Here is a 13,609-nt window from a genome sequence, read left to right as displayed (position 1 = left end):
CCCCGCATCCCCGGCGAAATGGGTTCGCCACCCCCGAGCCGCGGGTGAGATCCTTGGCTAGGTATGTCTACTTCCTTCGCCGACCTCCAGACCCTGCTGGCCGACGTCCCGCTGCGCGACGCGCAGCGGCTCGGCCGCCGTCTCGAAGGCACCCGGCGCATCCGTAAGCCCGAGGCACGGCAGGCCGTGCTCGACGAGATCGCCGGCGAGGCCGGGAAGGCCGCCGAGCGGATGCGGCTGCGCGCGGCGCGCGTGCCCGCGGTCACGTACCCCGAGCAGCTCCCCGTCAGCCAGAAGAAGGACACGATCCTGGAAGCGATACGCGACCACCAGGTCGTGATCGTCGCGGGCGAGACCGGGTCGGGCAAGACGACCCAGATCCCCAAGATCTGTCTGGAGCTGGGCCGGGGCGTCCGGGGCATGATCGGGCACACCCAGCCGCGCAGGATCGCCGCCCGTACGGTCGCCGAGCGGGTCGCCGAGGAGCTGCGCACCCCGCTGGGCGAGGCGGTCGGCTGGAAGGTCCGGTTCACGGACCAGGTCGACCAGGACGCCACCTTCGTCAAGCTGATGACCGACGGCATCCTGCTCGCCGAGATCCAGACGGACCGCGAGCTGCGCGCGTACGACACGATCATCATCGACGAGGCCCATGAGCGCAGCCTCAATATCGACTTCCTGCTGGGCTATCTCGCGCAGCTCCTGCCCAGACGCCCCGACCTCAAGGTCGTCATCACCTCGGCGACCATCGACCCCGAGCGCTTCTCCCGCCACTTCGGCGACGCGCCGATCGTGGAGGTCTCCGGCCGTACGTACCCGGTCGAGGTCCGCTACCGCCCGCTGCTGGAGGAGGACGGCGAGGAGGGCGACCGCGACCAGATCACCGCGATCTCCGAGGCCGTCGACGAACTCCGGGCGGCGGGCTCCGGCGACATCCTGGTCTTCCTCTCCGGCGAGCGCGAGATCCGCGACACGGCCGACGCCCTGGAGAAACGCAAGCTGCGCGGTACGGAGGTCCTCCCCCTGTACGCGCGGCTCTCCCATGCCGAGCAGCACCGGGTCTTCCAGCGCCCCTCCGCCGGGGTGACCCACCGGATCGTGCTGGCGACGAATGTGGCCGAGACCTCGCTGACCGTCCCCGGCATCAAGTACGTGATCGACCCCGGCACCGCCCGTATCTCCCGCTACAGCCACCGCACCAAGGTCCAGCGCCTGCCGATCGAGCGGATCTCGCAGGCCAGCGCCAACCAGCGGAAGGGCCGCTGCGGCCGCACGTCCGACGGCATCTGCGTACGGCTCTACTCCGAGGACGACTTCGAGTCCCGCCCGGAGTTCACCGACGCCGAGATCCTCCGTACGAATCTGGCCTCCGTCATCCTCCAGATGACCGCGGCCGGCCTCGGCGACATCGAGAAGTTCCCGTTCATCGATCCGCCGGACCACCGCAATATCCGCGACGGCGTGCAGCTTCTCCAGGAACTGGGGGCGTTCGACGCCGAGCGGAGCGCGCAGAAGGACCCGAAGAAGAGGCTCACCCCGCTGGGCCGCAAGCTCTCCCAGCTGCCCGTCGACCCGCGCCTCGCCCGGATGGTCATCGAGGCCGACCGCAACGGCTGTGTACGGGAAGTCATGGTCATCGCGGCCGCGCTCTCCATCCAGGACCCGCGCGAGCGCCCCGCCGAGAAGCAGACGCAGGCCGACCAGCAGCACGCCCGCTTCAGGGACGAGACCTCGGACTTCCTGGCGTATCTCAATCTCTGGCGGTACATCAGGGAGCAGCAGAAGACGCTCTCCTCGTCCGCCTTCCGCCGGATGTGCAAGTCGGAGTATCTGAACTTCCTGCGGATCCGGGAGTGGCAGGACATCTACTCCCAGCTCCGTACGGTCGCCCGGCAGATGGGCATCCATCTCAACGAGGAGGACGCCGCCGACCAGGCCGTCCATGTCTCGCTGCTGGCCGGGCTGCTGTCCCACATCGGGATGAAGGACGTGAAGGACGCCGGAGGGGAGGGCGGGAGCGGGAGAAACACGGCGAAGAACGAGTACCTCGGCGCGCGCAGCGCCAAGTTCGCGGTCTTCCCCGGCTCCTCGCTCTTCAAGAAGCCGCCGCGCTTCATCATGTCCGCCGAACTGGTGGAGACCTCCCGGCTCTGGGCGCGCGTCAACGCGAAGATCGAGCCGGAGTGGATCGAACCCCTCGCCGGCCATTTGCTGAAGCGCACATACAGCGAGCCGCACTGGGAGAAGGACGCGGCGGCGGTGATGGCGTACGAGAAGGTGACGCTGTACGGCGTACCGATCGTGGCCCAGCGCAAGGTGAATTTCGGCCGAATCGACGCGGAGGCCTCGCGGGAGCTGTTCATCCGCCATGCCCTGGTCGAGGGCGACTGGCGTACCCACCACCAGTTCTTCCATGACAATCGCAAACTCCTCGGCGAGGTCGAGGAGCTGGAGCACCGCGCGCGCCGCCGCGACATCCTCGTGGACGACGAGACGCTCTACGACTTCTACGACCGGCGGGTGCCCGAGGACGTGGTCTCCGGCGCGCACTTCGACTCCTGGTGGAAGAAGAAGCGCCGCGACGAGCCCGAGCTGCTCGACTTCGAACGGTCGATGCTGATCAACGAGAAGGCGGGCTCGGTCACCAAGGACGACTATCCGGACACCTGGCGGCAGGGTCCGCTCACATTCCGGGTGACGTACCAGTTCGAGCCGGGCGCCGACGCGGACGGCGTGACCGTCCACGTACCGCTCCAGGTGCTCAACCAGGTCACCTCGGAGGGCTTCGACTGGCAGATTCCGGGCCTGCGCGAGGAGGTGGTGATGGAGCTGATCCGCTCCCTGCCCAAGCCGGTCCGCCGCCACTACGTGCCCGCGCCGAACTACGCGAAGGCTTTCCTGGAACGTGCCGTACCGCTCCAGGAGCCGCTTCCGGTGACACTCGCCCGGGAACTCCAGCGGATGGTGGGGGTCCCGGTCTCCGGCGACGACTTCGATCTGTCGCGGGTGCCCGACCACCTGAAGATCACCTTCCGGATCGTCGACGAGCGGCGCCGCAAGATCGCCGAGGACAAGGATCTGGAGGCGCTCCGGCTCCGGCTGCGGCCCAAGGCCCGCCAGGCCCTCTCCCAGGCCGCCGCGGCCACCGCGGTGCGCTCGGGCGGGGAGGCGATCGAACGTACGGGACTGACGGACTGGACGATCGGCACGCTCACCCGGATCTTCGAGACCCGGCGGGCCGGCCAGCCCGTCAAGGCGTACCCGGCCCTGGTCGACCAGGGCGCGACCGTGGCCGTACGGCTCTTCGACACGGAGGCGGAGCAGCAGCAGGCGATGTGGGCGGGCACGCGCCGGCTGATCCTGCTGAACATCCCGGTGAACCCGGCGAAGTTCGCCTCGGACCGGCTCACCAACCAGCAGAAGCTCGCGCTGTCCCGCAATCCGCACGGCTCGGTCCAGGCGCTGTTCGACGACTGCGCCATGGCGGCGGCGGACAAGCTGATCGCGGACCACGGCGGTCCCGCGTGGGACGAGGAATCGTTCCGGAAGCTGTACGACAAGGTGCGCGCCGATCTGGTCGACGCGACCGTACGGACCATCGGCCAGGTCCAGCAGATACTCGCCGCCTGGCAGGCCTGTGAGCGCCGCCTGAAGGCCACGACCAGCCTGACCCTGATCAACAACGTCCAGGACGTCAGGGACCAGCTCGCGGCGCTCGTACCGGCCGGTTTCGTGACCCGTACCGGACTGCGCAGACTGCCGGACCTGATGCGGTATCTCGTCGCGGTGGACCGCAGGCTCCAGCAGATGCCGACAGCCGTCCAGCGCGACACCACACGCATGGAGAAGGTCCATGAGATGCAGGACGAGTACGCCTGGCTGCTCGAACAGCTCCCCAAGGGACGGCCGGTGCCGCAGCAGGTCCTGGACATCCGCTGGCTGATCGAGGAGCTGCGGGTGAGCTATTTCGCGCACGCGCTGGGTACGGCGCAGCCGGTCTCGGACAAGCGCATCATGAAGGCGATCGACGCGGCGGCGCCGTGACGGCGCCGGTGACGGGGTTGTCGCGATCCGTCAGTTCGACCGCACCCTCCGAGCTGCTGTAGAGTCTCGTTCCGCAGCCGAGGAAACAAGGCGGCGCAACCTGGTCCTGTGGAGCAGTTTGGAGTGCTCGCCACCCTGTCAAGGTGGAGGCCGCGGGTTCAAATCCCGTCAGGACCGCAGTGTTGAAAGGCCCGTACCGAATCGGTGCGGGCCTCTTCGTGTGCCTGGCCCCCGCCGCCCCAGGAGGCCGCGCCCGCGGCGGAGCCGCAATCAGACACAGCAAATCCCGTCAGGACCGCCGCGCGACCGCCCACACCAAAACAGCGCGGCCCCCTCCCACGTGCCCGGTCCGCGGCTCCCGGACCCCGGCCCGTCGGCCCCAGGAGGCCGCCCGCGGTTGCCCCGCACCCGGCGCCCGGCCGACTTCATCGGTTGGGGCAAGCGCCGGCGACGCGGCGGTATGGGCGCGGTAATGGCGCACCCAAATCCACGGGGCCCCGCCCTGCGTGTCTTGACGGGGTCACCGGCCGGGGGTACCCAGTCATCAGGGCCCTTTGTTCGTTCCAGCCCGGGGCCCGCACCGGGGGTGGTGTGCGGGATGTCATCGACAGCAAGGCACAGGACCAGCGCGCTGCTGCGCGCCCATCTGGCGGCCGCCTCGGGCCGTCCGCACCGTACGGGCTACTGCCCGATCTGCCATCGTCTCCAGCGGCTCGCCATGGAGTCCCTGGCGGGCGACGACGGGCTGGACGGGTTCGTCGGCGGTTTTCTCGACGACGAGTTACCTGACGATCTGGCCCCGTCCACGCCCTGACACGGGAGTGCGCGCCGGTCCACCGGCGGAGACGAGCGCCCCAGGCAAGGGGTATGCGGTGTGACGGGCATCACGGAACAATTTTCACGAAGGGCAGTGCTTACACCCTGCCTACAATCCACCAATTTAATATGTGCAATTGCACTTACCGTGGAATCTCTCCGGAAACTCCCGCCCCACCGTTCACACAGCGCCCGAACGGGGCGGAACCCCCGCCTCCGGGGCGCCCGTCGGCGCACAAAAAAGATCGCGCTGGACCCGGCGGAGTCCAGCGCGATCGACGACTTACCCGTGTTGCTAGGGCATGGGACCTGTTGGGGCAGGTGCCCGTCGTATGGAGCTATGGGTCGGGACGACCGGATATGGGGGACCCGGCAGTACCCTGCAATTTGTGCCCTGTTGTGCCTGGTTTCGCTGTGTTGCGCCTAGCTTTGCCTTGCTGAGCCTTCAAAAAAAGGGCGTCAGGCCTCGCTGCGCTGCTGCGGAATACCCGCAAGCAGTGCGCGGACCTCTGCCTCGCGATACCGGCGATGTCCACCGAGCGTGCGGATGGACGTGAGCTTGCCGGCTTTTGCCCAGCGAGTGACCGTCTTCGGGTCCACGCGGAACATCGTGGCAACCTCAGCCGGGGTCAGCAGCGGCTCGGCATCAGGGGTGCGAGCGGTCATGAGCGGCCTCCTCGGGAGAACCGAACCATCTCGGTTCTTTCCTCTAAATTCTGCACCTTGACCCGCGTTGCCCGAAATGGCGGACGCGGGCCGAGTCGGTTATAGGACGAACGGCTTGTCCTCGGCACTACAACTACACCATCCGTCCAGCCACGTCGGCCAAACCGATGGAATTGCCCTCTGAGGTGTTCATCAGCGGCGGAAGCCGATGGACCATGCCATAGCGGACAGTCACGTCACAGATACGATCAGTCACAGAGCGATCAGGAGTCACCGGACCCCCCGTAGAACATGCAATGCTGAGCAATCCGCCCACACTTGGGCGGAAGGAACCCTCCCCGGACTCCTTGTCCTATTTTGACACGAGGAGGGGTGATGGGCGCAAGAGCCCCGTTAGTGCGGTCCGTCACGCTTATCGGCAATGTTCCGGATCGGTACCGCTGCCCCAGGGCCTGGGCCCGACCACCGCTCAAGCCCGATCCGAGCCCGCCCGTGCCCGTTCGACTGCCCGTTCCTGCCACGCGCGCCCGAAACGGGCAGAGCGCCCGGTCAGTTCGCGAACAACCGCTCCCGTACCGCCCTCCAGCGCTCCGTGAGCCGACCGTACGCCACCCCCGCGCCCTCGCCGTCCCCGTTCCGCAGCGCCGCGATCCCCGCCGCCACATCGGCGGCCGAGCGGTCCCCGGCGAGCTGCTCCCCGGACAGGGCGTGCACCAGTCCGCCGTAGTCCAGTTCGACCAGCGACCGCGGATGGAACTCTTCCAGCCATCGCCCCACATCCACCAGCGCGGCGATCAGCGGCCCGTCGTCCACCGTGTCCCGCAGGGTCTTCAGCGCCCGGGCCACCCGCCGGCGCGCCTGCACCATGGGTGTCCGGTACCGCAGCACCGGCGCTCCCAGACCGCTCGGTCCCCCCGTCTCGTACTCCCGTTCATCGTCCGAAAACAGCGCGAACCAGCCCACCGGCACCTGCCAGACCGCCGTCCTGATCCACGGCCGCGCGTCCGGATTCCGGTCCCGCCAGCGCTCGTAGTCCGCGACGGCCTGCCCGCGCACCACCGGCGGCAGCACCGCGTCCAGCAGCGGCGTCGGCAGCGACTCCGTCAGCTCCTCCAGCGCCAGCCAGCCGCGCAGCCGGGTGCGCCACGGGCAGACGCACACCACCCCGTCCACCACGGCCACGAACGCGTCCCCGCTCTCGTGGACCGGCACAGCGACCGGCGGGGTGGGCAGCAAGTCGGCCAGGGAGCGCCGGAGTTCGTCCTGAGCGGTGGGTGTACGGTCCCGTCTGGCGTAGCGCGTCCAATGGTCCCTCTCGGGCTCGGGAAAGGCTGCCAGCGGCTCATAGACCCGCAGGTAGGACGCGTACGGAACGAGGACGGAAGACACCGCAGGCATGCCGCGCATCGTCCCACGCCTGTACTCCTCCAGGGGGTGATCCTGGGCACTGCGGCTGAACTGCGCCCCCGCAGGACTTACCCTCTTGGTTGCCCAGCCGGTCCCTCCCCACCCACAGGAGGGACTTCCCTCCGCCGCTTCGTACTTGGGAGTCACCACCGTGACCGATCTGACCGACGGCGTCCTGCACACCCTCTTCCGCTCGGAACAGGGGGGCCATGAGCAAGTCATGCTCTGCCAGGACCGTGCCAGCGGCCTCAAGGCCGTCATCGCCATCCACTCCACCGCCCTGGGCCCGGCCCTCGGCGGCACCCGCTTCTATCCGTACGCGTCCGAGGACGAGGCCGTCGCCGACGCGCTGAACCTCGCCCGGGGCATGTCGTACAAGAACGCGCTGGCCGGTCTCGACCACGGCGGCGGCAAGGCCGTGATCATCGGCGACCCGGAGCAGATCAAGAGCGAGGAACTGCTGCTCGCATATGGCCGGTTCGTTGCGTCGCTGGGCGGCCGGTACGTCACGGCCTGCGATGTCGGCACGTACGTCGAGGACATGGATGTGGTGGCGCGGACCTGTGAGTGGACGACCGGCCGCTCCCCCGAGCACGGCGGGGCGGGCGACTCGTCGGTGCTGACCGCGTTCGGCGTCTTCCAGGGCATGCGGGCCAGCGCCCAGCACCTCTGGGGCGACCCGTCGCTGCGCGATCGTACGGTCGGGATCGCGGGCGTCGGAAAGGTCGGGCACCACCTGGTCGACCACCTCATGGAGGAGGGCGCGCAGGTCGTGATCACGGATGTACGGGAAGAGTCCGTACGACGGATCATCGACCGGCATCCGCAGGTCGCAGCGGTCGCCGACACCGACGCCCTGATCCGTACCGAAGGGCTGGACATCTACGCCCCCTGCGCGCTCGGCGGCGCCCTGAACGACGACTCGGTCCCCGTTCTCACCGCGTCCGTGGTCTGCGGGGCCGCCAACAACCAGCTCGCCCACCCCGGTGTCGAGAAGGATCTCGCCGACCGCGGGATCCTGTACGCGCCGGACTACGTGGTGAATGCCGGCGGCGTGATCCAGGTCGCCGACGAGCTGCACGGCTTTGACTTCGAGCGGTGCCGCGCCAAGGCCGCGAAGATCTTCGACACGACGCTTTCGATCTTCGCACGCGCAAAGGAAGACGGCATTCCGCCGGCTGCCGCGGCCGACCGGATCGCCGAGCACCGGATGGCGGAGGCGCGCCGCCGCTGACCGCTCGGGAGGGGCGGCGGGCAGCCCGGGAGACGAGACTCACGCCGGTCGGCGGGTCGCCCCTCCAGAAGAGGTTAAAATCGGGGCTGACCAGGGAGGACGGGGCGCCTCGCTGGTCCCGCGCCGAGGCGCGTCATGCGGGCGGCGTACCGTATGGCCGCGGAAGCAGGTACCGTTGAAGCCCTACGGACGGGTCTCTCCGCGGAGAGCTCGTTCTGATTCATGAACGCGTGTCAAGACTCTGGGGCCGTCGAGCCCCGTCACCGAGGGGGTCGAGCCATGGGGCGCGGCCGGGCCAAGGCCAAGCAGACGAAGGTCGCCCGCCAGCTGAAGTACAACAGCGGCGGGACTGACCTGTCGCGTCTGGCCAACGAGCTGGGCGCGTCGACCTCGAGTCAGCCGCCGAACGGCGAGCCGTTCGAGGACGACGACGAGGAAGACGACCCGTACGCACAGTACGCGGATCTGTACAACGACGACGAGGACGAGGACGACGAGTCCGGGCCCTCGGCGCAGCGCCGCGGCGCTTGACGTCCGTATACCCAGAGCAGTACCTCAGTGGCCCGGTCCGGGGCCTTGGTCCTGGACCGGGTTCTGTGCTGCCCGTGACCGTGGCTGTCCGTAAGCGTCTCGTGGCCCTTCGTCGGCGCGCTGTGGCTGCTGCCACCGGTGAGCACGTTCGGTCGCGATGAGCACGGCCGGTCGCCCGGTCGCCGAGTCGGTCGGTCGGTAACTGTCCAGGTCAGCTCCGGTAGTCGCCGGTCAGTGCCGCGCCCGTGCTGTGCTCGCCGCGCTCCGTGATCTCGCCGGCGACCCAGGCGTCCACCCCGCGGTCGGCGAGGGTGGTGAGCGCGGCGTCGGCCGACTCCGCCGGGACGACGGCGATCATGCCGACCCCCATGTTCAGCGTCTTCTCCAGTTCCAGGCGCTCCACCCGGCCGACGTTCCCGACCAGGTCGAAGACCGGTCCCGGCGTCCAGGTCGAACGGTCCACCGTGGCGTACAGCCCGTCCGGGATCACCCGGGCGAGATTGGCGGCCAGACCGCCACCGGTGATGTGACTGAACGCGTGCACCTCGGTCGTCCTGGTGAGCGCCAGACAGTCCAGCGAGTAGATCTTGGTGGGCTCCAGCAGCTCCTCGCCCAGGGTCCTGCCGAACTCCTCGATCTGCCGGTCCAGCGCCCAGTCGGCCCGCTCGAAGAGCACATGACGGACCAGTGAGTACCCGTTCGAGTGAAGACCGGAGGATGCCATGGCGATCACCGTGTCACCCGTACGGATACGATCCGCGCCCAGCAGCCGGTCCGCCTCGACCACGCCCGTACCGGCTCCGGCGACATCGAAGTCGTCCTCGCCGAGCAGTCCGGGGTGCTCGGCGGTCTCGCCGCCGACCAGGGCGCAGCCCGCCAGCACACAGCCTTCGGCGATGCCCTTGACGATGGCGGCGACCCGCTCGGGGTGGACCTTGCCGACACAGATGTAGTCGGTCATGAAGAGCGGCTCGGCGCCGCAGACGACCAGATCGTCGACGACCATGCCGACCAGGTCGTGGCCGATCGTGTCGTACACGCCCATCCGGCGGGCGAGGTCGACCTTCGTGCCGACGCCGTCGGTGGCGGAGGCGAGGAGAGGGCGTTCGTAGCGCTTGAGCGCGGAGGCGTCGAAGAGGCCGGCGAAGCCGCCGAGGCCGCCGAGGACCTCGGGGCGCCGGGTCTTCCTGACCCACTCCTTCATCAGCTCGACCGCGCGGTCACCGGCTTCGATGTCGACGCCCGCGGCGGCGTAGCTGGCACCGGTGGTCGTCTCGGACGTCTCGGACATGGCTGGATACTTTCCTGTCGTCCTGTCGGCGGTCGGTCGGCGGTGGTGGTCGGTCAGCGGTGGTCGGCGTTTGATCTGCAAAGGTTCGCGGGCGGGCGTACGGGCTCAGATGTGTACGGGGATCGCCGCCCGGTCGTCGGCGTGATGGCGGTGCGGCGGTGTTACGGGCGGCGCAGCGCGTCCGTGGCCGCGGTGGTGGCCGGTCCCGCCGACAGCTCGCTCTCCAGGAGCCGCTTGCCGAGCAGCTCGGGATCGGGAAGGTCCATCGGGTACTCGCCGTCGAAGCAGGCGCGGCAGAGATTCGGCTTGGCGATCGTGGTCGCCTCGATCATCCCGTCGAGCGAGATGTACGCGAGCGAGTCGGCCCCGATGGAGACGCCGATCTCCTCGACCTTCATCCCGTTCGCTATCAGTTCCGCACGGGTCGGGAAGTCGATACCGAAGAAGCAGGGCCACTTCACCGGCGGGGACGAGATCCGGATGTGGACCTCGGCGGCGCCCGCCTCGCGGAGCATCTTGACCAGGGCGCGCTGGGTGTTGCCGCGGACGATCGAGTCGTCGACGACGACCAGCCGCTTGCCGCGGATGACCTCCCGCAGCGGATTCAGCTTGAGCCGGATACCGAGCTGGCGGATGGTCTGGGACGGCTGGATGAAGGTCCGGCCGACATAGGCGTTCTTGACGAGACCCGAGCCGTACGGAATGCCGCTCGCCTCCGCGTAACCGATGGCCGCGGGGGTGCCCGACTCGGGAGTCGCTATGACGAGATCGGCCTCGACGGGTGCTTCCTCGGCCAGTTTCCGGCCCATTTCCACCCGGGACAGATAGACGTTCCGCCCGGCGATGTCCGTATCGGGACGGGCCAGATAGACGTACTCGAAAACACAGCCCTTGGGCTTCGCTTCCGCGAATCGCTGGGTACGGAGACCGTTCTCGTCGATGGCGATCAGCTCGCCCGGCTCGATCTCACGGACGAAGGCGGCGCCGCAGATGTCGAGGGCGGCGCCCTCGGAGGCGACCACCCAGCCGCGCTCGAGACGGCCGAGGACCAGCGGGCGGATGCCCTGCGGGTCACGGGCGGCGTAAAGGGTGTGCTCGTCCATGAAGACGAACGAGAAGGCACCGCGGACTTCCGGAAGGACCCGGGCGGCGGCGTCCTCGACCGTGAGGGGCTTGCCGTCGTCATCCGTCTGGGTGGCCAGCAGGGCCGTGACCAGGTCGGTGTCGTTGGTGGCGGCGACACGCGTCGACCGCCCGTTCTCCTTGGGCAGATCGGCGACCATCTCGGCGAGCTGGGCGGTGTTGACCAGATTGCCGTTGTGACCGAGCGCGATCGAGCCATGGGCGGTGGCCCGGAAAGTTGGCTGGGCGTTCTCCCACACCGAGGCTCCGGTGGTGGAGTAGCGGGCGTGACCCACCGCGATATGCCCCTGGAGGGAGCTGAGCGAGGTCTCGTCGAAGACCTGGGAGACCAGGCCCATGTCCTTGAAAACGAGGATCTGGGAACCGTTGCTCACTGCGATGCCCGCGGATTCCTGTCCGCGGTGCTGCAGGGCATACAGTCCGAAATAGGTGAGCTTGGCGACCTCTTCGCCCGGGGCCCAGACTCCGAAGACGCCACAAGCGTCCTGGGGGCCCTTCTCTCCGGGGAGCAGGTCGTGGCTGAGTCGTCCATCACCACGAGGCACGCCACCGAGTGTAGGCGAGATCGACCACTGGTCCGAATTGGGGATGGCTGGGGGATGCGGGCCGGCTCCGCGATCACCCGTCGGAAAACGTCCGAAAACGCCCGACTACTTGCCAGTAGCGGCTGCCACAGCGGCCAGGCCTGTGCCATTGGCCGGGGCATCGGGCTTCTTGACGGTCAGTGCACGGTGGCGCAGCTCATATGTGACCTCGCCCTCCAGCACCTTCTGAATCTGGCGTTCCAGGGTCATTTCGGGCCCTGGGCAGAGCTTGCGGGTGGAGGAGAGGCGACCGAAGGTGATGGTTTCGGCGGTGGAGCCGGATCCCGTTCCTGTGATCTTCGCCGTGCCGCGGAAGGTGTTGCATCCGAAGCTGCCCTCGACGGTGCCGTCCTTACCGAACGTGAAATGCGCCTTGCCTTCGGTGCCCGGCGGGAGCGAGCTCGCGACGGCGCCTTGAGTGAGCGCGTTGACGGTCCACCGCGTGCCCGCGAGGGGCGCGGCCGGCTCGGAGGTGAGGATGATCGCATCGCCCTCGGGGGTGGTGAGGGTGAGGCGCTTCTCCTTGACCTGGGCTTTCAGGGTGCCCGAGAAGGCGTCGCTCAATGCCTTCTCGAAGGCCTGGAGTTCCTCGGCACACCCGATGAGGGTCGACTCCTTCTGGCCCACGGTGATCGTGTCGCCGTCGATGGTGACGTCCGCGCCGATGGTGTTGCAGCCGGTACGGGCGCTGGCCCGGCCCTTGGTGTCGATCTCCACGCTGGCCCCGGCGGGCGCCGCGGTCTTCTTGCCGCCGACGGTGAGGCTGTCGACGCTCCAGTGGACACCGGTGAGCGGGACGTCGGTCTGTACGGAGCCGGATCCGGAGCCGGAACTCGAACCGGAGCCGGGGCCGGAGTCGCTTGAGGAGCCGCTGCCGGATTCGGTGCCGCAGGCGGCCAGAGTGAACAGTGCGACGGTAGTGAACGCGGTGACCGCAGTGACGTTGGTGATCCTCTGCTTCTGCATACCGGTGGGACGGGGAGCCGTCTCGTACGGTTCCGTCGCCCCCACGGGTCTACGTCGGCGTCACCCCATGAGCGGAAGGAGATCACCCAGATCCGCGCGCTCCCCGCTCGCGCTGACGAGCGCCCCGTCGATCGCCTCGCGCCAGGTCGTGCGGCCGGAGGCCAGCCGTACCCAGGTCAGGGGGTCGGTCTCCACGACATTGGGCGGGGTGCCACGGGTGTGCCGGGGACCCGCCACGCACTGGACCACGGCGTACGGCGGGATCCGCACCTCCGTCGACGCGCCGGGCGCCTTCACGGCGAGGGCGTCGGCGAGCATCCGGGTGCAGGCGGCGAGCGCCTGCCGGTCGTACGGGATGCCGAGCCCGGCGACGGCCCGGTTGAGGTCGTCGGTGTGGACGATGAGTTCGATGGTCCGGGTGACCAGGAAGTCGCCGAGCCGCATGGTGCCGAGCCGGGTCGCGAGCAGCAGATCGTCCGGGGCGTCGGGGAGCAGGGCGGAAATGCGCTGCGCGGTGCGCTCGAACAATTCGTCGGGGGGAGTGGAGGCGGCGAGCGCCTTGACGTCCTGGTCGACGTCTCCGGCAAAAGCGGCCGTGGCGAAGGGCCAGGCTTGCAGGGTGACCAGAGGGGTGGGCGGGGGGCCTGAAGTGGTGGACTGCTCGATGGTCCGGCTGACGGCCTCGACGGCGAGGGCGAGGTGGACAGCCAACTCCCGCACGGTCCAGTCGCCGAGGGAGGTGGGCAGGGCGAGTTGTCCGGGTGCAAGGCCACTGACGGCCGCGTGGACCTGTCCGAACTGCGTGAGCACGGCAGCCCGGATCTTGGTGGAGTCATAGGTGCGGGCGCGCTTTTTGGCCGGTGGCATGGGGTGAGGCTAGTGCCCCGCCCGGCACTGGTGGTCGGGGTGGGGGTCCGTATCCAGAGG

General features: G+C 68.8%; 10 protein-coding genes and 1 tRNA gene. 5 read left to right on the top strand and 6 right to left on the bottom strand.

The genetic code is table 11. The annotated features are described in order from the left end of the window. Nucleotides 1-63 precede the first annotated feature (63 nt). From hrpA to WH07_RS32740, 3 genes are all read left to right on the top strand, one after another. On the top strand, nt 64-4,044 hold the full coding sequence (hrpA, locus tag WH07_RS32750; protein WP_046508226.1) for an ATP-dependent RNA helicase HrpA: 3,981 nt from the start codon (nt 64-66) through the stop codon (nt 4,042-4,044). Between the two features lie 102 nt (nt 4,045-4,146). After that, a tRNA-Asp gene (locus WH07_RS32745) sits at nt 4,147-4,221 on the top strand. 421 nt (nt 4,222-4,642) lie between these two features. Further along, nucleotides 4,643-4,858 carry a DUF6274 family protein gene (locus WH07_RS32740; protein ID WP_046508225.1) on the top strand — a complete coding sequence of 72 codons (216 nt, stop codon included), beginning with the start codon at nt 4,643-4,645 and terminating at the stop codon, nt 4,856-4,858. A gap of 461 nt (nt 4,859-5,319) precedes the next feature. Here the strand turns inward: WH07_RS32740 and bldC are convergent, their stop codons facing one another. Together bldC and WH07_RS32730 are read right to left on the bottom strand one after the other, a co-directional pair. Next, a complete protein-coding gene (gene bldC, locus WH07_RS32735) occupies nt 5,320-5,526 on the bottom strand; it encodes a developmental transcriptional regulator BldC (protein ID WP_003949541.1) in 207 nt (68 codons plus the stop codon). Nucleotides 5,527-6,075: 549 nt separating this feature from the next. Then, nucleotides 6,076-6,924, bottom strand: coding sequence for a hypothetical protein (locus tag WH07_RS32730; protein WP_046508230.1), 849 nt, complete (start codon nt 6,922-6,924; stop codon nt 6,076-6,078). Nucleotides 6,925-7,084: 160 nt separating this feature from the next. Here WH07_RS32730 and WH07_RS32725 point away from each other — a divergent pair, with 160 nt between their 5' ends. Together WH07_RS32725 and WH07_RS32720 are read left to right on the top strand one after the other, a co-directional pair. Then, complete coding sequence (locus WH07_RS32725) at nt 7,085-8,167, top strand: Leu/Phe/Val dehydrogenase (protein ID WP_046508229.1); 1,083 nt, start codon at nt 7,085-7,087, stop codon at nt 8,165-8,167. Between the two features lie 279 nt (nt 8,168-8,446). Next, entirely contained in the window at nt 8,447-8,698 is a 252-nt protein-coding gene (locus tag WH07_RS32720; RefSeq protein WP_046508206.1) for a DUF3073 domain-containing protein, read from the top strand. A gap of 211 nt (nt 8,699-8,909) precedes the next feature. Here WH07_RS32720 and purM read toward each other — a convergent pair whose 3' ends face one another. From purM to WH07_RS32700, 4 genes are all read right to left on the bottom strand, one after another. Next, nucleotides 8,910-9,989: a phosphoribosylformylglycinamidine cyclo-ligase gene (gene purM / locus WH07_RS32715; protein ID WP_046508203.1), complete on the bottom strand. Its 1,080-nt coding sequence runs from the start codon at nt 9,987-9,989 to the stop codon at nt 8,910-8,912. A gap of 161 nt (nt 9,990-10,150) precedes the next feature. After that, a complete protein-coding gene (purF, locus tag WH07_RS32710) occupies nt 10,151-11,677 on the bottom strand; it encodes an amidophosphoribosyltransferase (protein ID WP_046508201.1) in 1,527 nt (508 codons plus the stop codon). A 105-nt stretch (nt 11,678-11,782) separates the two neighbouring features. Beyond that, nucleotides 11,783-12,682 carry an META domain-containing protein gene (locus WH07_RS32705; RefSeq protein WP_046508199.1) on the bottom strand — a complete coding sequence of 300 codons (900 nt, stop codon included), beginning with the start codon at nt 12,680-12,682 and terminating at the stop codon, nt 11,783-11,785. A 60-nt stretch (nt 12,683-12,742) separates the two neighbouring features. Then, a complete protein-coding gene (locus WH07_RS32700) occupies nt 12,743-13,549 on the bottom strand; it encodes a maleylpyruvate isomerase family mycothiol-dependent enzyme (RefSeq protein WP_046508196.1) in 807 nt (268 codons plus the stop codon). Nucleotides 13,550-13,609: the final 60 nt, after the last annotated feature.

This window comes from Streptomyces odonnellii (genome assembly GCF_000981895.1).
Taxonomy (GTDB): Bacteria; Actinomycetota; Actinomycetes; order Streptomycetales; family Streptomycetaceae; genus Streptomyces; species Streptomyces odonnellii.
This window is presented reverse-complemented; position numbering and strand designations above follow the sequence as displayed.

Coding starts and splice junctions, on each gene's coding strand:
- hrpA (WP_046508226.1), top strand. CDS start 64: ATGTCTACTTCCTTCGCCGACCTCCAGACCCTGCTGGCCGACGTCCCG.
- WH07_RS32740 (WP_046508225.1), top strand. CDS start 4,643: ATGTCATCGACAGCAAGGCACAGGACCAGCGCGCTGCTGCGCGCCCAT.
- bldC (WP_003949541.1), bottom strand. CDS start 5,526: ATGACCGCTCGCACCCCTGATGCCGAGCCGCTGCTGACCCCGGCTGAG.
- WH07_RS32730 (WP_046508230.1), bottom strand. CDS start 6,924: ATGCCTGCGGTGTCTTCCGTCCTCGTTCCGTACGCGTCCTACCTGCGG.
- WH07_RS32720 (WP_046508206.1), top strand. CDS start 8,447: ATGGGGCGCGGCCGGGCCAAGGCCAAGCAGACGAAGGTCGCCCGCCAG.
- purM (WP_046508203.1), bottom strand. CDS start 9,989: ATGTCCGAGACGTCCGAGACGACCACCGGTGCCAGCTACGCCGCCGCG.
- WH07_RS32705 (WP_046508199.1), bottom strand. CDS start 12,682: ATGCAGAAGCAGAGGATCACCAACGTCACTGCGGTCACCGCGTTCACT.
- WH07_RS32700 (WP_046508196.1), bottom strand. CDS start 13,549: ATGCCACCGGCCAAAAAGCGCGCCCGCACCTATGACTCCACCAAGATC.